Source organism: Neisseria zoodegmatis (assembly GCF_900187305.1).
Lineage (GTDB): Bacteria > Pseudomonadota > Gammaproteobacteria > Burkholderiales > Neisseriaceae > Neisseria > Neisseria zoodegmatis.
Map to the genome: position 1 here is coordinate 66,816 of NZ_LT906434.1, position 18,642 is coordinate 85,457.

Consider the following 18,642-nt stretch of genomic DNA (forward strand, 5'->3'; position numbering starts at 1 on the left):
CAGGCGGTACTCCCATGCAATATAGTTGCCTTAGTATATTTACATCTTATGTAATTATACCGAATCTGCGCCGGATAATCTTTTCAGACGGCCTGAAATCTCTAAAACTTTGCCTTTTCTGCCACGTTTGTTGTTTATATCTTGAATCCGCAGGCGCTCTTTATGTGCCGCACCGCGTTTGCCGATGCTTTCTACGATAAATTCGGGCGATGAAGTAACGGCGACATATTCGAGCTTGACGCCGTCTGAAAGGCCGATTAACTGCAGGCCGCGACCTTTGGCCATTACTTCCAATTCGCCGATGGTAAACGCCAGCAGGCGCGGTTCGTCGGTAGCCAGCAGCACTTTGCACTCGGGGTTGATGAGCGACACGGCATAGATGCTCACCGGCGGCAGGGTTCGCTCTCCGGCTTTGAGCGTCATCACGACTTTGCCGGCTTTGATGCGGCTGACCATATCGCCGAGTTTGGCGATAAAGCCGTAGCCGCCGCTGTTGCTCAATAAATAATGCTGTTCGGGCAGGCCGGTCATCATGGCAACGACTTCGGCGCCGTTTTGCAGTTCGATCAGCGAAGCCACGGGAACGCCGTCGCCGCGGCCGCCGGGGATTTCCGCCGCATCGAGCGTGTAGGTGCGGCCGTGCGAATCGAGCACCACCACCGGCCACACGGTGCGGCCTTCGATCACCTGTTTCAGCCCGTCGCCTTCTTTGAAAGTGGTTTGGCTTAAATCGACGTTGTGGCCGGCGCGGCTGCGTATCCAGCCTTTGTTCGACAATATCAATGTAACCGGCTCGTCGGCGGTGGTTTGCGTGAGGGTGGCGCGGCTCGCTTCTTCGACCAAAGTGCGGCGCTCGTCGCCGAACTGCTTCATGTCGGCCTGCATTTCTTTGATGATGAGTTTGCGTTTTTCGTTTTCGTCGCCCAGCAGGATTTTCAGACGGCCTTCTTCTTCACGCAGTTCGTTCAATTCTTTTTCGAGCTTGAAACCTTCCAAGCGGGCAAGCTGGCGCAGGCGGATTTCGAGAATGTCTTCGGCTTGGATTTCGGTGAGGCCGAACGCCGCCATCAGGTCGGGTTTGGGTTCGTCGGATTCGCGGATAACTTTAATCACTTCGTCGATATGCAGAAAAGCGATCATGCGTCCGTCGAGGATATGGATGCGTTTTTCCACTTGGGCGAGGCGGAATTTCAGACGGCGTGTAACGGTAATCACGCGGAAATCCAGCCATTCCTGCAAAATGGTTTTGAGGTTTTTCTGCGCGGGGCGGTTGTCCAAGCCCATCATCACCAAGTTCATCGGCACATTGCCTTCCAAACCGGTTTGCGCCATCAGCGTGTTGATGAAGTTTTCAGGTTCGATACGGCTGGATTTCGGCTCGAACACCAAACGCACGGGCGATTCGCCGTCGCTTTCGTCGCGCACTTTTTCCAACAGCGACAACATCAGCGCTTTGGTGTTTTGCTGGTCTTGCGTGAGGTTTTTCTTGCCGGACTTGGGCTTGGGATTGGTCTGCTCTTCGATTTCGGCAAGGATTTTCTGCGCGCTGGTGTTGGGCGGCAGCTCAGTTACGATGATGCGCCATTGCCCGCGCGCCAGTTTTTCGATTTCGTAACGCGCACGCACGCGCACGCTGCCTTTGCCGGTTTCGTAAATCTGCTGCAAATCGGCGGCGGAAGTGATGATTTGCCCGCCGCCGGCAAAATCGGGCGCGGGAATGTACTGCATCAGGTCGGCGGTTTCCAGCGACGGTTTTTTCAAGAGGGCGATGGCCGCTTGGGTAACTTCGGTCAGGTTGTGCGACGGGATTTCGGTAGCCAAACCGACGGCAATGCCCGATGCGCCGTTGAGCAGCACCATCGGCAGGCGGGCGGGCAGATGCACCGGCTCTTCAAACGCGCCGTCGTAGTTCGGCACGAAATCCACCGTGCCCATATTGATTTCGGAAAGCAGCAGCTCGGCAATCGGTGTGAGCCGCGCTTCGGTGTAACGCATCGCCGCCGCGCCGTCGCCGTCGCGCGAGCCGAAGTTGCCGATGCCGTCGATTAGGGGATAGCGCAGGGTAAAGTCTTGCGCCATGCGCACCATGGCATCGTAGGCCGAAGCATCGCCGTGCGGATGGTATTTACCGAGAATCTCCCCCACCACGCGGGCGGATTTCACCGGCTTGGCACCGTGCGTCAGCCCCATGTCGCGCATGGCGTAGAGAATCCGCCGCTGCACGGGCTTTTGGCCGTCTGAAACTTCGGGCAGGGCGCGGCCTTTGACCACGCTCATGGCGTATTCGAGATAGGCGCGTTCGGCGTATTGGCCGAGCAGCAGATAATCGTCGCCGACGGCGGGCTGTGGGGTTTGTTCGTTCATCACAAGCGGAAAATGCTGAATTGAAAAAGCCTGTATTGTAAAGCAATTTGGATTCATCCGCCCGCACGGCATTTCAGACGGCCTCATGTGCCACCCGAAGCGCATGAAACCTATGGCCGGACACGCAGTCAAAAAATGCGTAAGCCATATTGATTCAGGGCATGGCTAACTGTTTGGCTCCGGCACCAAGCACCGCACCGCATCTTTCGTTTGTTGCGGAAATACGGGCTTTGCACACAGTAAGGTCAAAGTTTTTTACGCGCTTGTCCTGATATAATCCGCCCATCGTCTGCCACGGAAAACGCTATGATTACCCGTCCCCAATTTACCCGCCGCCTGAGCGAAACCGAACACGACCGTTTGCTATCCCGCCTGCAAACCCATTTCAACCCGCACGCCGACACATGGCAGCCTTTGTGGTTGAACGGCGTGAAGCTGGGCCGTCTGAACGGCGCTTGGCTTCAGCGCGTACAGCAGGATTGGCCGGAACGCAGCGAAACCAAGCCCGACGGTTTTCATCTTTATGCCGACAACTGGCTGACGATGGGCGACAGCCTGCAACACATGACCCAAAGCTGGCACCAGCTCGGCGTGCTCGGCGGCTGGCGCAATGAAAAATTCGATGTCGAAGATGCAGAAGGCAAGCCGCTGTTTGCGCTGGAGCGGGCGGCGTTTAGACCGTTGGGGCTGATGAGCCACGCCGTACACATCAACGGTTTAACCCTGCACGAAAGCGAATGGATGTTTTGGATAGGCCGCCGCAGCCCGTATAAAGCAGTTGACCCCAACAAGCTCGACAACCTCGTCGGCGGCGGCATTGCCAGCGGCGAGAGCGTGCGCCAAGCCATGATGCGCGAGGGCGGCGAAGAAGCCGGGCTGGATGCCGCGCTGCTGCAAAACCTCGTCTGCCAAAACCGCCGTTTGAGCGTCCGCCCCGTGTCGCGCGGACTGCACAACGAACTGCTGCACATTTTCGACGTAATCCTGCCGTCTGAAACCCGCCCCGAAAACCAAGACGGCGAAGTGGCCGAGTTCAAATTGATGAACCCCGCCGACCTCACCGCCGCCATGTGCGACGGTCTGATGATGAACGACGCCATGCTCGCCACGCTCGATGCGTTTTCGCGCTACGGTTTGCTGGACGAAAACCACGGCCTGACGAAATGGCTGGCCGAAACCCGCAGCGCTTGAGTTTCACCGTTTACCGTTCCTACTTAATATAAAAAGGCGAGGCCGTCTGAAAACATTTTTCAGACGGCCTCACGTTTGCCTGTTTTTACCAAATACATCTTTAACTTAAGCCAATTCGCACCATTTAAACGCCGTTACCAACAACAATACAGCCAGTAAAATGATTTTCCCGACTCAAGGCAGTAACGTCGGAATAGAAATAAAGTTTATTGGCGATAAAGATAAAAAGGAAAACTCAATGAACGCACCCGTATCCTACGCCGCATCTTATCCGCACACCTGCAACAAAGCCCTGTATGTCGCCATGGCCTTGCTTTTCGGCACCTTCGGCGTCCACAAATTCTGCGCCGGCCGCGTGTGGATGGGCATCATCTATTTCCTGCTCAGCTGGACATTCATCCCCACCGTCCTCGGCATCATCGAAGGCGTGCTGGCCGCATTCAAACCCACCGATTCCTTAGGCGCTATCGTCGTATAAAGGCAAGAGGCCGTCTGAAAAACATTTTTCAGACGGCCTGAGACCTTTGCAAAACCTGCAGATGTGGATGCAGTTCAAGGCGTAGCAGCGCAGCGAGTGCAGACATATCACACGATAGGCAAACGAGCGAGCAGCGCACAACGCAGAAATGCGCCGCAGATGCGGGTTTTGCAAAGGTCTCAGCCTTATTGATCCGCCGTACAGAACACGCTCTAATAACAGCCCGCCCGCACCTCGGGCAACCCTCCATCACTACCGGCTGCTGCCCATTTTTTCAGCAGCAACACCAGCGGAGCACTTCCATGACCCTTCCCGTATTGGCCGTAACCAGCGGCGAACCCGCAGGCATCGGCCCCGACATCTGTTTGGACTTAGCCGAAGCAGACACCCGCTGCCACTGCGTCATACTGGGCGACAAACACCTGTTGCAGCAACGCGCCCGGCAGCTCGGAAAACACATCAACCTGCGCGACTACCAAACAGGCGTTCCGCCCGAACGCGGCACGCTCGATGTTTGGCACATCCCCCTGCGCGCCCCGTGCGAAACAGGCCGTCTGAACACCGCCAATGCCGCCTATGTGCTCGAACTGCTCGACACCGCCTACAACGGCATCTGCGACGGCACATTTGCAGGCATGGTTACCGCACCGCTGCACAAAGGCGTGATCAACGATGCCGGCGTACCCTTCAGCGGCCACACCGAATACCTCGCCGAAAAAAGCCATACCCCGCAAGTTGTCATGATGCTGGCCGGCGGCGGGCTGCGTGTTGCCCTTGCCACCACCCACCTGCCGCTGAAAGACGTTGCCGCCCAAATTACCCGGCCGCTGCTTGAGTCCGTATTACCTATCCTGCACCGCGACCTGCAAACCAAATTCGGCCTGCCCTCGCCCCGCATCCTCGTTGCCGGGCTGAACCCCCACGCAGGCGAAGGCGGGCATCTCGGCCGCGAAGAAATCGACACCATCATCCCCGCGCTCGAAACACTGCAACAGCAAGGGCTGAATGTGCGCGGCCCCTTCCCCGCCGACACCCTGTTCCAACCCTTTATCCTGAAAGACGCCGACGCCGTGCTCGCCATGTATCACGACCAAGGGCTGCCCGTATTGAAATACGCAGGCTTCGGAGAAGGCGTCAACATCACCTTAGGGCTGCCCTTCATCCGCACCTCGGTCGACCACGGCACCGCCCTCGATCTGGCCGGTACAGGCAAAGCCGCATCCGGCAGCCTGCTCGCCGCCGTGGACACCGCCCTCGAAATGGCGCACCATATCAACAGGTCAAAAACCCAATCCATTCAAGCGACTACATAACCACACAAAAGGAGGCACACATGTCACAACACAACAACGACATCGACTTCAGCAAAATCAAACCCCAACCCTACGAAAGCTTTGAAGAAGCCGAACGCAAGCGCGAAGAAGACGCCCTCGCCGTCAACCCGCCCTTAAGCGAACGCGAAAAAGCCGTCGTACGCGAGCAGTCTGGCATCAACCCGATCGAACAAACCGTCAACGACGCGCTAACCGACTTCGACCACGTTCACGAAACCGAACGCAAATACGAAGATTCCGAAGACTAAATCAACACCGCAGGCCGTCTGAAAGCAAAACCCGCCAAGTTTGCTTTCAGACGGCCTCACCGCATTCCGCCCCTTTGCCGGACAAAACACCATGACACACAAACTGACTTCAGACACCGCCATCGCCCGCCGCTCATTCGAAGTAGTAGGCCGACCGGGAGAAAAAGTCGATATTTTCATCGGCAAACCCGAGCAATTACACGAAGAAGAATGGATCTGCCCCTACCGCATCGTCGGCGCAGGAAAAGACATCAACTTCCAAATCCACGGCTACGACAGCGTACAGGTTTTGCAGTTGATCTGGAAAGTGATCGACGGAGCCCTCATCGGCGCCGACCTCGAACTACTATTAGACGGGCAAAAATTCCCCGGTTTTACCGAAGAATACTAAGCACATTACCCACAGGCCGTCTGAAACAGCGTTAATAAGCTTTCAGACGGCCTGTTCCCACTTCGCCGCACGAAACCGTTATAATGAACGCCAAACAAACCCAAAAACCAAAGCAGACATGAGCGAATTAGACAACATACTGAGCTTCAACGAAAATTTTGTAGAATCAGGCGAATACGCCCGATTTTTCACCAACAAATTCCCCGAACGCCAACTCGCCATCCTATCGTGCATGGACGCCCGCATGGTCGAGCTACTCCCCCGCGCCATGGGTCTAAAAAACGGCGACGCCAAGCTCATTAAAAACGCCGGCGCACTCGTTACCCACCCGTGGGGTTCCGTCATGCGCAGCCTGCTCGTTGCCGTATTCGAACTAAAAGTCAAAGAAATCATGGTCATCGCCCACCACGACTGCGGCATGCGCGGCCTCAGCCCCGAGAAATTCCTAAAAAGCGCCCACGACCAAGGCATTCCCGACGACCGCATCACCACCCTGCGCAACGCCGGCATCGACCTCGACAACTGGCTTACCGGCTTCGACAACGTAGAAGAGAGCGTACGCCACACCGTCGGCATCATCCGTCGCCACCCCCTCATGCCCGAAAACGTCGCCGTGCACGGCATGGTTATCCACCCCACCACCGGCAAACTGACCGTCGTCGTCAACGGCAAAAACGAATGCCCCATCAAACCCTAACCTTTCAGACGGCCTCAAACACATGAAAAAAATAGGACTTTTCGGCGGCACCTTCGACCCTATCCACAACGGACACATCCACATCGCCCGCGCCTTCGCCGATGAACTAGCGCTCGACATGGTCGTCTTCCTCCCCGCAGGCAACCCCTACCACAAAAAAGAAGAACAAACCCGCACCGACGCCCGACACCGCCTCGCCATGACCGAACTGGCCATCAGCGACGACCCGCGCTTTGCCGCCAGCGACTGCGACATCATCAGAGAAGGCGCCACCTACACCTTCGATACCGTACAGATTTTCCGCCAGCAATTTCCATCCGCACAACTCTGGTGGCTGCTCGGCAGCGACAGCCTGCTCCAGCTCCACACTTGGAAAAAATGGCAAACCCTCGTCAACCAAACCCACATCGCCGTCGCCGCCCGTGAAGGCGACAACATCGCCCAAGCCCCGCGCGAACTGCACGGCTGGATAGGCAGCGCCCTGCAAAACGGCAGCCTGCACCTGCTGCAAACCCCCATGTACAACATCAGCTCCACCGAAATCCGCCGCCGCATCCGCAACGGCGAACCGGTCAGCGGCCTCATCGACCCCCGCGTCGAAAATTACATTGCCCGAAACCACCTTTACCGTTAACCTTGCCCCTTTATCGACCCCATAACAATCAGACAACCGCCACAGGCCGTCTGAAACACCTTAAAACAGGAAAACCTATGAACGAACAAGAACTGCAAGACCTGCAAAAAATGGTCGACATCGCCGTCAATGCCCTAGAAGACATCAAAGGCAAAGACATCGTCGTCCTCGAAACCCAAGAAAAAACCTCACTGTTTGCCCGCATGATCATCGCCAGCGGCGACAGCAACCGCCAAGTCAAAGCACTCGCCAACAACGTCGCCGTCGACTTAAAAGAAGCCGGCTTCGAAATCATCGGCAGCGAAGGCCAAGACAGCGGAGAATGGGCGCTGGTAGATGCCGGCGACTTAGTCGTACACGTTATGCTGCCCGCCGTACGCGACTTCTACGACATCGACACCCTATGGGGCGGCGAAAAACCCTCATTCCACGCCGGCGCACAAAAACCGTGGCACGCAGCAGACAACTAACCGCAACACCCCACCCGATTTCTTTTCCAAAAGAAATGAATTAGATAGACACATACGCCCAATTTCCCTCACACAGAGGCTTGACGGATAAACAGACTGTCGGTATAGTTCGGCTTTCTCGTCGGGGCGTAGCGCAGTCTGGTTAGCGCACCTGTTTTGGGAACAGGGGGTCGTGAGTTCGAATCCCACCGCCCCGACCAGTTTTCAGTTTCCTGCGAGTAGCCCGATATATTCAGGCGCGAAACCGCAACGCGCCCGTAGCTCAACCGGATAGAGCACCCGCCTTCTAAGCGGGCGGTTACAGGTTCGATTCCTGTCGGGCGTGCCAAGTTTTTATTGCGGTGGCTGTAGCTCAGTTGGTAGAGCCCCGGATTGTGATTCCGGTTGTCGTGGGTTCGAGCCCCATCAGCCACCCCAAACACCGAAACCCGTGTATGAAACCATACACGGGTTTTTCATTGCCTTTTCATTACCAATATCTATATTTCCACTAACGGAATCTACCTCAAACATTAGCACAAAACATTCACCCCCAAACCTCAACAGGAAAATGCGCAACCAAAATCACAAGCACATTCGCAATCACTCCCATCAGCTTCTGTTTTCTGCCCAGCATCCACTTATTTACGCTACAATAAACAATTCAGGACCTTCACAATACACCCTTATTTTCGATGAAATGCCCTTTCTGCCATCACCCTAACACCCAAGTGACCGACTCGCGGCTTTTGGAAGAAACCAACAGCATCCGCCGCCGCCGCCGTTGCCCTTCATGCGGGCAGCGTTTCGGTACATTTGAAACCGTAGAGATGCGGATGCCGCAAATCATCAAAAGCACAGGCGCGCGCGTACCATTCAATCCCCACAAACTGCGCACCAGCCTAGAACGCGCCCTGCACAAACGCCCGATTGACGCCGAAACCATCGACGATACCGTTGCATTAATCGAACAACGCTTATACAGCCTCGGGCACAAAGAAGTGTCGTCCCAACTCGTCGGCGAAATGGCCATGGAAGAGCTGGCTAAAATCGACCAAGTAGCCTATGTGCGCTTTGCCTCTGTTTATAAAAGCTTCAACGACGTATCCGAGTTCACACAAGCCATCGCCACGCTTCCGAAAGAAGGTAAGTAACTTTATTTTTGATATGAAATTATGAAATAAAGAAAAAACCACAGACAAGGCAAGTAGTACGAGATTAGATTGACTCCAGCACTTTATGAAGTTTATACAATCGTTTCCTTTGTATTCCGCAATAAAATTCACTTTATTGACCACAGAAATCCTACTTTTGGAAATACGGCTAATGTGGAATCGCCGATAAATCCCCGGCCGGCTTAGTTGGCGTCATATTCAAGATTCTATCTGCCGATTTAATTGTTTCTTTTCTATGAGCCACCATAATTTTGGTAATTTTAAGCTCTTTCAAATTTTCATTTATTGCTTTTTCATTGTTTATGTCCAAACGGCCGGCAGCTTCAAGCGGCTTAATTCATCCATGTCCAAACGTAAAGCACGGGATGAGACCTTTGCAAACCCCTCAGATGTGGATGCAGTTCAAGGCGTAGCAGCACAGCGGGTGCAGACATATCATAAGATAGCCAAACGAGCGAGCAGCGCACAACGCAGAAATGCGCCGCAGATGGGGGTTTTGCAAAGGTCTCGGGATGTCAGGTTCAAATCATGGGCAAAGCGCACAATATGGGCAAGGTTTGCCCCTTTGAGCGACAACGAATACTTCTGCCGCAGCGTTCTCAAATCGGTTTGGCAGCCGTGATAACCCAAAACAGCTGCCAAATATGCCAACCTTCATTCAGCCACCTCGGTTTGCAGCACCACCGGCAGCCTTTTATTGAAACCGAAAGACAAACGGTTTAAATAATCCATAACACCCCGCCTTGAAATATACCTAAAAATACCGTCTGAAATGTTCAGATGGCCTCATCGCTTCGATACGGTTACTACGCCAGCCATTTCCATTTCGCCGTGCGCTTTACCATATGATAAGCCAGCCCCATCGACCATGAAAAAACAAAGCTTTCCACCCAGATGGCATCAATGGAATGCGCCGCGAACCAATCAGATAAAAAACGGTCGGCAATGTAATATTGCAAGCGCATCAAGATAAACATAAGGAAAACAAATAAAAAAAATTGCCGCCAGTTATTCATTTACCGCCTCTTCTTTCCTGTCGCGAATATCCCAAATACTTTAATGCCGCTTACCCCAGATACTGTACAGCGGCTCAAGCACCCACTCGTAAAGCTTTTTACGCTCGTGCAGAATATCTGCCTCCAACACCATGCCGATTTGCAGCGGCTTTTCTTCCCCGTATGCCTTAACCGTTTGCTTGGCCGGCTTTACCTTCACCCAATAAGCAGTCTCGTTTACCAATGCCGGATTGGAAAAAATCAAGCCCAAACCCGCCAACTGCCGTATTCGCCGAAACGATTCTGCTCTCGGCATGGCCGAACTTCTGATAAGGGAAAGCCTGATAGCGCAACACCACTTTGCCGGTCCAACGCTGCTTCTTCTCCACTAAAACTTCGGGGCGGAAAAAAGAATCACCCATACCGCCGCATTCCCCACGTTCGACCAAACATACTCTTTACGCACACCTTAAATAAAATCTTAAATAATAGTACTTTCCGATACACATTATTTTCAGGCGGCCTTTGTTTTGAGGCCGTCTGAAAATAACCAAACGGCAACTCTTGCTATTTACACCCAAACCGAAACAACCGTCCGCATTCCAATCAATGCCTATAATTCCTCCGCTTGCGGAAATCGACAAACACATATACAAGCAGCATGACGATTGCAGCCGCAATAACCGCCAAAACACCGGCCGAAGTTTCATTTCTCACTTCTTCCACCGCAATCATGGCTGTTAAAAGCGACAACAATAAGAATACAAGCAGATATTTCACTATCAAAAAAGCTTTTTCCAGCCTGCTGCCGACCATAATCTTTGAAAAAACCGCTTTCTCGAAACAATGTATATCCACCCAAGCAAGCAGCCCGCCGAGCAGCAACAAGCCGAGAGCCTCCGTATCATGAAAAACAATAACCGATACGGCAAGATATACCCCAATCGAAATATAAACGGCTCTTACGAGATACAACCACTTCTTATCCATATTTTCCACCTATTTCCTTTCCGTATTTCCCATACCGTTTTTGAAACCGTTCAAATACTGTCTGAAGCATCAGCAAGACTTCTCCTAATCAACCCTAGCCGTTTTATAAATTAGGTCTGCCTTTTTCAGACGGCCTTCATACTCAGGCCGTCTGAAAAACAAAATTCCCTTACGCTTACAGCAATTATTTTGTTTTATTTTTATTGCCGAAAACCCAGTTGAACGCCACGATTGCGGAAAAAAAGTGAATTCCGCCAACGCCTATATCCGAATCAGGCGGTATATCAAACCATGAATAAATATATATTTTCAAAAGAAATTTCAGCGGAATAGCAAGGGCAAAAAATACCGCAGCCGCCAAGCAGAGCTGTCCCGCCAACTTCATCAATTTCTGCATCAACATACCCGCCTTTCTTTATGGTTCTTTTTTAAATAAACATACAGGTAATACAGTAATACCGACAGAAAACCGCTTATGCCGTTTCTGCTTAAAGAAAAATGCTTACTTACAGGTATGCCGTCAAATCCGGTCAACCAATACAGCAAATCAAACAGACAAGGCATGCCGATGCCGATGCCGATAAACAATAATACCTTCCAATGTTTATATAGATTTTTAATGTTTAATTGCACGGCAATATCCTTTCATGCCTGATTTCTCCATACACAGTTAATTCACTTAATTTTAATAACACAACCGTCATACTCGGGCTTGACCCGAGTATCACCCAAACTTGCCGAAATTCAAGATACTCGGGTCAAGCCCGAGTATGACGAGTGTACTATTTTTAAGTTGATTGACTATAGTCGGCAGCATTTATCCCGTTTCAAGTTTACTTTTTGCATTTCAAAATAACGAAAAACACAATATTTGCAATCAATGCGCCGACGGCACTCGACAAACCCGCTCTACCTAATACTATGCCCTTATCGACAGAAATATCCTGAATATCAAACCAATAAAATACCAAGCCGCTTAAGGGTTGAAAAACAATGATTAAAACCAAAAGCAACTTCCAGTGCTTGAGCATATTGTTTAAATTGATTTGCATAGACATCCTTTCATAATATTACCCCGCTCCAACCCAACTTGTTTATCAGCCTGTTTTCAGACGGCCTTAGAATCAAGGCCGTCTGAAAATGCTGGAAAATAAGACGGAGCTATTTCATTCATAAAATAAGCTGCTTATCCTCCATAGTTACTTCCTGATTGATCATCGCCATTATTTCCTGACCTATCATGATAAAAGTAAACCAAATAAAAACTTCATTGTTTTGCCTTTGATAATAAACCCTGCTTTCAGACGGCATCTTTGCAAGTTCGAAAACCATAAACTATGGCGGATGAAACGGATAAAGTGGAATCGATAAAATAAAGGAATGGCAGGATATCTTTTGCCGTGGCAACAATATTTCAACAATAACCAATATTTCAACTATATTTGCAAGATACCCTACCGGCTTGTCCGCCAACGGCTTAAAAATTTGATATACTTAGAATCATTTTTTGCTAACACATACGGAATTTGACCAATGAAATTATCTGTTTTTACTTTGGCTGCCATCACCTCCATCGGCTTGGCCGCATGCAGCCAACAAGTTGAAACTTCAGTTCCTGCTTCCTCTGCAACTGCTTCCGCCCCTGCCGTCGAAAAACAATTACAAACCCTCACCGGCAAAGACGGCAAAGTAAGCGTTGTGATTCAAGGCAGCAGCTTTGAAGATGCTTCGCAAGACCCCAATGCACTCCCCGAAGGTATTACGGCGGAAGAGCTGACGCTGCTCCAACGCGACAACAACAGTGATATCACGTTATACGTTGTGAATCTCGGCACACCCAAAACCGATGCCAAAAGCTATTTCTCCAACCTGAAAACTGCATTGGAATCCACCCAAGGTTTGACCGAAGTGCAAGTCGGCGCCGCCACCGACACCCGCATGAATTACCGCTTTGCCCAAAACGACAACCAAGGCAATCTGCTGCGCGAGAGCTGCATTTCGATTTACGAAACCAATCTCTACAACGTCTGCGCCAGCAGCCCCACCGCTTCTGCGGAATCTTTGGCTGCCGTATTGAAAGAAGTGAATTTGGTTAAATAAACCGTCGTATCTTGCGGACGTTTAACGCTTAAGGCCGTCTGAAAAATGTTTGACGCAAACGATATACACATGATGCAAAACGCCCTCGCCCTCGCATGGCAAGGGCGTTTTTCAACATCACCCAATCCGCGCGTGGGCTGCGTGATTGCTCACGGCAGCCAAATTGTCGGACAAGGCTTCCACGTTCGTGTCGGAGAGCCGCACGCCGAAGTACATGCTTTGCGGCAAGCCGGCGCGATGGCACAAGGGGCAACAGCTTATGTAACGCTCGAACCGTGCAGCCACTACGGCCGCACACCGCCTTGCGCCAAAGCATTGATCGAATCGGGCGTATCGCGCGTGGTTGCTGCCATGACCGACCCCAACCCTCTGGTTGCAGGCAAAGGCTTGGCCATGCTGGAAGCGGCAGGCATCCGCACGCAAAGCGGTCTGCTCGAACAAGAAGCACGCGAACTGAACCGCGGTTTTCTTTCTCGTATCGAACGCGGCCGCCCGTTTGTACGCTTGAAATGTGCCGCCAGCCTTGATAGTAAAACCGCACTTTCAGACGGCCAAAGCCAATGGATCACCGGCGAAGAAGCCCGTGCCGACGTGCAGATACTCCGCGCAGAAAGTTGTGCCGTGATTACAGGCGTCGGCACGGTACGCGCCGACAATCCGCAACTCAACGTGCGCCGCTTCCCCACCCTGCGCCAACCTGCCCGCGTGATACTCGACAGCCGTCTGCAAACACCGCTCGACAGCAAGCTGATTCAAGACAGCGGCAGCCCGACTTTGATTGCCACCTTATCCAACAATGAAACTTTATTACAAAAATACACAAACCACACACATGTGCAAATCTTGAGGCCGTCTGAAAACAATGGCCGCATCGATCTGCATCATTTGTTGGCTTTATTGGCCGGGCAAGGCTATGGAGAAGTGATGGTGGAAGCCGGTGCTACACTGGCAGGCGCTTTCTTAGAAGCAGATTTGGTGGACGAAATCGTTTTGTATCAAGCCCCAAAAATACTCGGAAATCAGGCGCGGAGTTTATTTGACTTGAAAGAAAACGAGCAGGTTTTACACCACGCAAGCCGCTGGAAAATCATTTCATCCGAAATCATCGGCAGCGACATGAAAATGGTTTTGAAAATATAACTTATCTTATTGTAAATAATTTAAAATATAAGCCGATTAGTCTATAAACTTATATTTGAGATGAAAATTTTTGTAAACGGAATATGTAGCTATGCTTTTTTAATCTGCTTCCGAAGATAAAATCGGGATACGCCCACACTATTCTCCGTATATTACCAAGTAATCTTATTACTATTTTATTCAAGCATTTATTGAATCCCGTTTCTCCCGGCACATTTCTTATGCACGGGAGATTATTTTTATCTGCTTTCTTAGCATTCTTTATGGCGGCATCCGTATTTGTTGCCGTTATGTAAACTTTGCCCGGCGGCAAAAGATGTCGTGAAACCGATTAAATTTAATTTAGTCTCAATAAGCAATCTTTCTTTAATGTATGCCTTGATAAATTCAATCGGCATTGCATAATCCATTCCATCATCTTTACTAGAGACTATCTATGAAAAATACCACCATTCAGAAATTTGCCGATAAAACCGCCAAGATCGGTATTGTCGGCTTGGGTTATGTCGGCCTGCCGCTGATGTTGCGCTATGTCGATATCGGTTATCAAGTCTTAGGCTTTGATATTGATGAAGAAAAAGTAGAAAAACTGAACAACGGCGAGAGTTATATCGAGCATATTCCCGCCGGCAAAATTGCCGACGCGCGTAAAAACCTGTTTGAAGCCACCACCGATTTCACGCGTATCGGCGAAGTGGAAGCCGTGATTTTGTGCGTACCCACACCGCTCAACAAATACCGCGAACCGGACATGAGCTTCGTGATCGATACCACCGATGCGGTGAAACCTTATCTGCGCGCCGGTCAGGTATTGTCTTTGGAATCCACCACTTACCCCGGCACCACCGAAGAAGAGCTGCTGCCCCGCATCGAAGAAGGCGGCCTGAAAGTGGGCGAAAACGTATTCTTGGTTTACTCGCCCGAACGCGAAGACCCGGGCAATCCCGATTTTGAAACCCGCACCATTCCGAAAGTAATCGGCGGTCACACGCCTGCGTGTTTGGAAGTGGGTATCGCGCTTTACCAGCCCGCTATCGATAAAGTAGTGCCCGTCAGCTCCACCAAAGCGGCCGAGCTGACCAAACTGCTGGAAAACATCCACCGAGCCGTTAACATCGGCTTGGTTAACGAAATGAAAGTCGTGGCCGACAAAATGGACATCGATATCCACGAAGTCATCAATGCCGCGGCCACCAAACCGTTCGGCTTCGTTGCCTACTACCCCGGCCCGGGCTTGGGTGGCCACTGTATCCCCATCGATCCGTTCTACCTGACTTGGAAAGCCCGCGAATACGGCGTGAACACCCGTTTCATTGAATTGGCTGGCGAAGTAAACTCAGGTATGCCCGAATATGTGGTCAACAAAACCGCATTGGCGCTCAACGACCACCACCGCTCGATCAAAGGCAGCAAAATCTTGGTATTGGGTATTTCCTACAAGAAAAACGTGGACGACATGCGTGAAAGCCCGTCGGTAGAAATTATGGAATTGCTGCGCGATTTGGGCGCAGAAGTGGCATACTGCGACCCGCATGTGCCGGTGTTCCCGAAAATGCGCGAACACAAATTCGATTTGAAGAGCGAACCTTTCACCGCTGAAAACATTGCCCGCTTCGATTGCGTGGTGCTGACAACCGACCACGACAAATTCGATTACGACTTAATCAAACAGCACGCCAAATTGATTATCGACACACGCGGTAAATATTTGGGCAAATCCGATAACGTTGTTAAAGCATAAAGAGGCCGTCTGAATATGTTTGAAACCATCAAAGACCGTAAAATCAAATTTGCATTGGTCGGCTGCGGCCGCATTGCCAACAACCATTTCGGTTCGTTCGAAGCCTTGAAAGACCAATGCGAAATCGTCGGCGTGTGCGACATCGACCCCGCCAATCTACAAGCTGCCGTCGAGCGCACGGGTGCCAAAGGCTATGCTTCTTATACGGAAATGCTGGCAGACACCGATGCCGACATTATCGTGCTCACCTCGCCCTCCGGCCTGCACCCCGACCAAGCCGTGCAGGCTTTGGAAGCGGGTTTTCATGTGGTTACCGAAAAACCGATGGCCACCCGCCTGCACGACGGCGAACGCATGGTCAAAGCGGCCGACAAAGCCGGCAAACGCCTGTTTGTGGTGAAACAAAACCGCTTGAACGCCACTTTGCAGATGCTCAAACGCGCCGTAACCGAAAAACGCTTCGGCAAAATCTGCATGGTGCATTTGAATGTATTTTGGACGCGCCCGCAGTCTTATTACGACCAAGGCGGCGGCTGGCGCGGCACCTGGGAGCTGGACGGCGGCGCGTTTATGAATCAGGCCAGCCATTATGTCGATTTGATGGAATGGCTGATCGGCCCGGTGCAGGACGTGCAGGCGATGATTTCCACCCACCGCGACATCGAAGCGGAAGACACCGGCGTAATGAACATCCGCTGGCGCAACGGTGCGCTCGGCTCGATGGCCGTAACCATGTGCACTTACCCGAAAAACCTCGAAGGCTCGATTACCATTTTGGGCGAAACCGGCACGGTGCGCATCGGCGGCATGGCGGTGAACGAAATTCAGGAATGGAACTTTGCCGATTCGCGCGATTACGACCAGCAAGTGAAAACCGCCAACTACGAAACCACCTCGGTTTACGGTTTCGGCCATCCGCTCTATTACCGCAATGTGATCGACGTGATGCGCGGCGAAGCCGAACCGATTACCGACGGCCGCGAAGGATTGAAATCGCTGGAGCTGCTGATTGCCGCCTATCTCTCCGCCCGCGACAACAAAACCGTATCGCTGCCTTTGGTTTACTGATAAAGGCCGTCTGAAATGAAGATTGCAGTAGCAGGCGCAGGCATAGTCGGAGCGTGTACCGCTTGGGCTGCGGCACGGCGCGGACACAGCGTGGTGCTGTTTGAACAGCATACCGCCATGGCACACACCAGCCGATCGTCTTCCAAGCTGCTGCACGGCGGGTTGCGCTATCTCGAAACCGGCCAGTTTGCGCTGGTTAAAAAAGCCCTGCACGCCCGCCGCTTTTGGCTGGAACAGGCTCCGCACCTGTGCAGGCCGTTGGAGCTGCTGTTCCCGATTTACGCAGGCACGCTCCGCCCCAAATGGCAAATCGGCATCGGCACCAAACTCTACGATTTTCTTGCGGCGGGCAGCGGCTTTCCCCGCAGCTCGTGGCTGAATAAAACGGAAGTGCTGAACCGCTGCCCCGCCCTGCTTTCAGACGGCCTCAAGGGTGCGTTTTCCTTTTACGATGCCCAAATGGACGATTTCGCGCTTGGACAATGGGTGGTCGGCCAATGCCGTGATTTGGGCGTGGAAGTAGTCGAACACCGCAAAATCGAAACATTCGACAGCCTCGCCGGTTTCGACCGCATCGTCAACGCCACCGGCCCGTGGGCGATGGAACTGCGCGCACAACAAGGCGGCTCTCCCGCCTATACCATAGATTGGGTGCGCGGCAGCCATATCTTTACCGACCGCGAATGCACGCAGGCTTTGATGCTGCCGATTCCGCAGGAAAAACGGATTTTCTTCGTGCTGCCTTATCAGGGCAAAACCTTAATCGGCACCACTGAAGTCCGCCAACACCACCCCGAAGCGGAGAGGCCGTCTGAAGAAGAAACCGATTACCTGCTGGCCGCCTACAATGCCTATCACAGCGAAAAGCTCACGACACAAGACATCAGCGGCAGCTTTTCCGGCGTGCGCCCTTTGTTGAAAAGTGCCGCCAATCCCAGCGATGCTACCCGCGAATGGGCGTTCGAGCGCGTGGGCAATGTGCTGCACATCTACGGCGGCAAGTGGACGACCGCACAAATACAGGGCGAAGCCGCTTTGGAGGAATTATTGAAATGACCGACTACACCGTACACCCTTCCGCCATCGTTGACGACGGCGCGAAAATCGGCGCAGGCAGCCGCATCTGGCATTTCGTGCATATCTGCGGCGGAGCCGTTATCGGCAAAAACTGCTCGTTCGGGCAAAATGTTTTTGTGGGCAACCGCGTAACCATCGGCGACAACTGCAAAATCCAAAACAACGTATCTGTGTACGACAACGTGCATCTCGAAGAAGGCGTATTCTGCGGCCCCAGCATGGTGTTTACCAATGTGTACAACCCGCGCTCGCTGATCGAACGCAAAAGCGAATACCGCGACACGCTGGTTAAAAAAGGCGCGACTTTGGGCGCAAACTGCACCATCGTGTGCGGCATCACCATCGGCCGTTTCGCCTTTATCGGCGCGGGTGCAGTGGTGAACAAAGACGTGCCCGATTACGCCCTGATGGTCGGCGTGCCCGCCCGCCAAATCGGTTGGATGAGCGAATACGGCGAACAGCTCGACCTGCCCGTGCACGGCAGCGGCAAAGCAAGCTGTTCCCACACCGGAGCCGTTTATACGCTTTCAGACGGCCTCTTAACCAAATCAGAATAATATTAAGGAAACC

At 52.2% G+C, this 18,642-nt stretch carries 20 protein-coding genes, 3 tRNA genes and 4 pseudogenes; 18 read left to right on the forward strand and 9 right to left on the reverse strand.

All coding sequences use genetic code 11. From position 1 onward, the window contains the following. Positions 1 to 54: 54 nt before the first annotated feature. Positions 55 to 2,364: a DNA topoisomerase IV subunit A gene (gene parC / locus CKV66_RS00320; protein ID WP_085364144.1), complete on the reverse strand. Its 2,310-nt coding sequence runs from the start codon at positions 2,362 to 2,364 to the stop codon at positions 55 to 57. Positions 2,365 to 2,670: 306 nt separating this feature from the next. Between parC and CKV66_RS00325 the strand changes: the two genes are divergently transcribed. Beyond that, positions 2,671 to 3,555 carry an NUDIX hydrolase gene (locus CKV66_RS00325; RefSeq protein ID WP_085364145.1) on the forward strand — a complete coding sequence of 295 codons (885 nt, stop codon included), beginning with the start codon at positions 2,671 to 2,673 and terminating at the stop codon, positions 3,553 to 3,555. A 238-nt stretch (positions 3,556 to 3,793) separates the two neighbouring features. Next, entirely contained in the window at positions 3,794 to 4,033 is a 240-nt protein-coding gene (locus CKV66_RS00330; protein ID WP_085364146.1) for a TM2 domain-containing protein, read from the forward strand. Between the two features lie 28 nt (positions 4,034 to 4,061). On the opposite strand, the pseudogene CKV66_RS12265 reads toward CKV66_RS00330, so the two are convergent. After that, a pseudogene (locus tag CKV66_RS12265) lies at positions 4,062 to 4,207 on the reverse strand (lipoprotein signal peptidase). A 128-nt stretch (positions 4,208 to 4,335) separates the two neighbouring features. On the opposite strand from CKV66_RS12265, the gene pdxA reads away from it, so the two are divergent. From pdxA to nrdR, 10 genes are all read left to right on the forward strand, one after another. Next, complete coding sequence (gene pdxA / locus CKV66_RS00340; protein WP_085364147.1) at positions 4,336 to 5,346, forward strand: 4-hydroxythreonine-4-phosphate dehydrogenase PdxA; 1,011 nt, start codon at positions 4,336 to 4,338, stop codon at positions 5,344 to 5,346. A 20-nt stretch (positions 5,347 to 5,366) separates the two neighbouring features. After that, positions 5,367 to 5,615, forward strand: a complete 249-nt coding sequence (locus CKV66_RS00345; protein ID WP_085364148.1) for a VIT1/CCC1 transporter family protein — start codon at positions 5,367 to 5,369, stop codon at positions 5,613 to 5,615. Between the two features lie 91 nt (positions 5,616 to 5,706). Further along, the gene (locus CKV66_RS00350) at positions 5,707 to 6,006 is read left to right on the forward strand and encodes a DUF6968 family protein (protein WP_085364189.1); all 300 of its coding nucleotides are present in this window, start codon (positions 5,707 to 5,709) and stop codon (positions 6,004 to 6,006) included. A 118-nt stretch (positions 6,007 to 6,124) separates the two neighbouring features. Beyond that, positions 6,125 to 6,703, forward strand: coding sequence for a beta-class carbonic anhydrase (locus CKV66_RS00355; protein WP_085364149.1), 579 nt, complete (start codon positions 6,125 to 6,127; stop codon positions 6,701 to 6,703). A 22-nt stretch (positions 6,704 to 6,725) separates the two neighbouring features. Further along, positions 6,726 to 7,337, forward strand: a complete 612-nt coding sequence (gene nadD / locus CKV66_RS00360) for a nicotinate-nucleotide adenylyltransferase (protein WP_085364150.1) — start codon at positions 6,726 to 6,728, stop codon at positions 7,335 to 7,337. A gap of 77 nt (positions 7,338 to 7,414) precedes the next feature. Continuing rightward, a complete protein-coding gene (rsfS, locus tag CKV66_RS00365; RefSeq protein WP_085364151.1) occupies positions 7,415 to 7,807 on the forward strand; it encodes a ribosome silencing factor in 393 nt (130 codons plus the stop codon). 122 nt (positions 7,808 to 7,929) lie between these two features. Beyond that, a tRNA-Pro gene (locus tag CKV66_RS00370) sits at positions 7,930 to 8,007 on the forward strand. 51 nt (positions 8,008 to 8,058) lie between these two features. Then, positions 8,059 to 8,135 (forward strand) — tRNA-Arg (locus tag CKV66_RS00375). 13 nt (positions 8,136 to 8,148) lie between these two features. Then, positions 8,149 to 8,224: transfer RNA gene (locus tag CKV66_RS00380), tRNA-His, on the forward strand. Between the two features lie 257 nt (positions 8,225 to 8,481). Continuing rightward, on the forward strand, positions 8,482 to 8,940 hold the full coding sequence (nrdR, locus tag CKV66_RS00385) for a transcriptional regulator NrdR (RefSeq protein ID WP_085364152.1): 459 nt from the start codon (positions 8,482 to 8,484) through the stop codon (positions 8,938 to 8,940). Between the two features lie 353 nt (positions 8,941 to 9,293). On the opposite strand, the pseudogene CKV66_RS12405 reads toward nrdR, so the two are convergent. The 7 genes and pseudogenes from CKV66_RS12405 to CKV66_RS00420 form a co-directional block, all read right to left on the reverse strand. After that, positions 9,294 to 9,463 (reverse strand): annotated as a pseudogene (locus tag CKV66_RS12405) (lipoprotein signal peptidase). After that, positions 9,463 to 9,693, reverse strand: a pseudogene (locus CKV66_RS00390) (cysteine peptidase family C39 domain-containing protein); the annotation flags it as partial. The pseudogenes CKV66_RS00390 and CKV66_RS12405, both read right to left, overlap by 1 nt. 74 nt (positions 9,694 to 9,767) lie before the next feature. Further along, positions 9,768 to 9,977, reverse strand: a complete 210-nt coding sequence (locus CKV66_RS00395) for a hypothetical protein (RefSeq protein ID WP_085364153.1) — start codon at positions 9,975 to 9,977, stop codon at positions 9,768 to 9,770. A gap of 40 nt (positions 9,978 to 10,017) precedes the next feature. Further along, positions 10,018 to 10,318, reverse strand: a pseudogene (locus tag CKV66_RS00400) (HlyD family secretion protein); the annotation flags it as partial. Between the two features lie 244 nt (positions 10,319 to 10,562). Continuing rightward, positions 10,563 to 10,955 carry a hypothetical protein gene (locus tag CKV66_RS00405; protein WP_143773814.1) on the reverse strand — a complete coding sequence of 131 codons (393 nt, stop codon included), beginning with the start codon at positions 10,953 to 10,955 and terminating at the stop codon, positions 10,563 to 10,565. A 175-nt stretch (positions 10,956 to 11,130) separates the two neighbouring features. Further along, positions 11,131 to 11,349: a hypothetical protein gene (locus CKV66_RS00410; protein ID WP_085364155.1), complete on the reverse strand. Its 219-nt coding sequence runs from the start codon at positions 11,347 to 11,349 to the stop codon at positions 11,131 to 11,133. A gap of 430 nt (positions 11,350 to 11,779) precedes the next feature. Continuing rightward, on the reverse strand, positions 11,780 to 11,998 hold the full coding sequence (locus tag CKV66_RS00420) for a hypothetical protein (protein ID WP_085364157.1): 219 nt from the start codon (positions 11,996 to 11,998) through the stop codon (positions 11,780 to 11,782). A 481-nt stretch (positions 11,999 to 12,479) separates the two neighbouring features. Between CKV66_RS00420 and CKV66_RS00425 the strand changes: the two genes are divergently transcribed. The 6 genes from CKV66_RS00425 (at position 12,480) to CKV66_RS00450 (ending at position 18,629) form a co-directional block, all read left to right on the forward strand. Beyond that, on the forward strand, positions 12,480 to 13,046 hold the full coding sequence (locus tag CKV66_RS00425) for a cytochrome C (RefSeq protein ID WP_085364158.1): 567 nt from the start codon (positions 12,480 to 12,482) through the stop codon (positions 13,044 to 13,046). 45 nt (positions 13,047 to 13,091) lie between these two features. Beyond that, complete coding sequence (ribD, locus tag CKV66_RS00430) at positions 13,092 to 14,186, forward strand: bifunctional diaminohydroxyphosphoribosylaminopyrimidine deaminase/5-amino-6-(5-phosphoribosylamino)uracil reductase RibD (RefSeq protein ID WP_085364159.1); 1,095 nt, start codon at positions 13,092 to 13,094, stop codon at positions 14,184 to 14,186. A gap of 436 nt (positions 14,187 to 14,622) precedes the next feature. Then, positions 14,623 to 15,927 (forward strand): nucleotide sugar dehydrogenase, encoded by a 1,305-nt coding sequence (locus CKV66_RS00435; RefSeq protein ID WP_085364160.1) that lies wholly within the window; start codon positions 14,623 to 14,625, stop codon positions 15,925 to 15,927. Between the two features lie 15 nt (positions 15,928 to 15,942). Then, positions 15,943 to 16,995: a Gfo/Idh/MocA family protein gene (locus CKV66_RS00440; protein ID WP_085364161.1), complete on the forward strand. Its 1,053-nt coding sequence runs from the start codon at positions 15,943 to 15,945 to the stop codon at positions 16,993 to 16,995. Positions 16,996 to 17,010: 15 nt separating this feature from the next. Beyond that, positions 17,011 to 18,051, forward strand: coding sequence for a glycerol-3-phosphate dehydrogenase/oxidase (locus tag CKV66_RS00445; RefSeq protein ID WP_085364162.1), 1,041 nt, complete (start codon positions 17,011 to 17,013; stop codon positions 18,049 to 18,051). Continuing rightward, positions 18,048 to 18,629, forward strand: a complete 582-nt coding sequence (locus CKV66_RS00450; protein WP_085364163.1) for an acyltransferase — start codon at positions 18,048 to 18,050, stop codon at positions 18,627 to 18,629. The genes CKV66_RS00445 and CKV66_RS00450 overlap by 4 nt, the downstream gene beginning before the upstream one ends. The last annotated feature ends 13 nt before the right edge of the window (positions 18,630 to 18,642 follow it).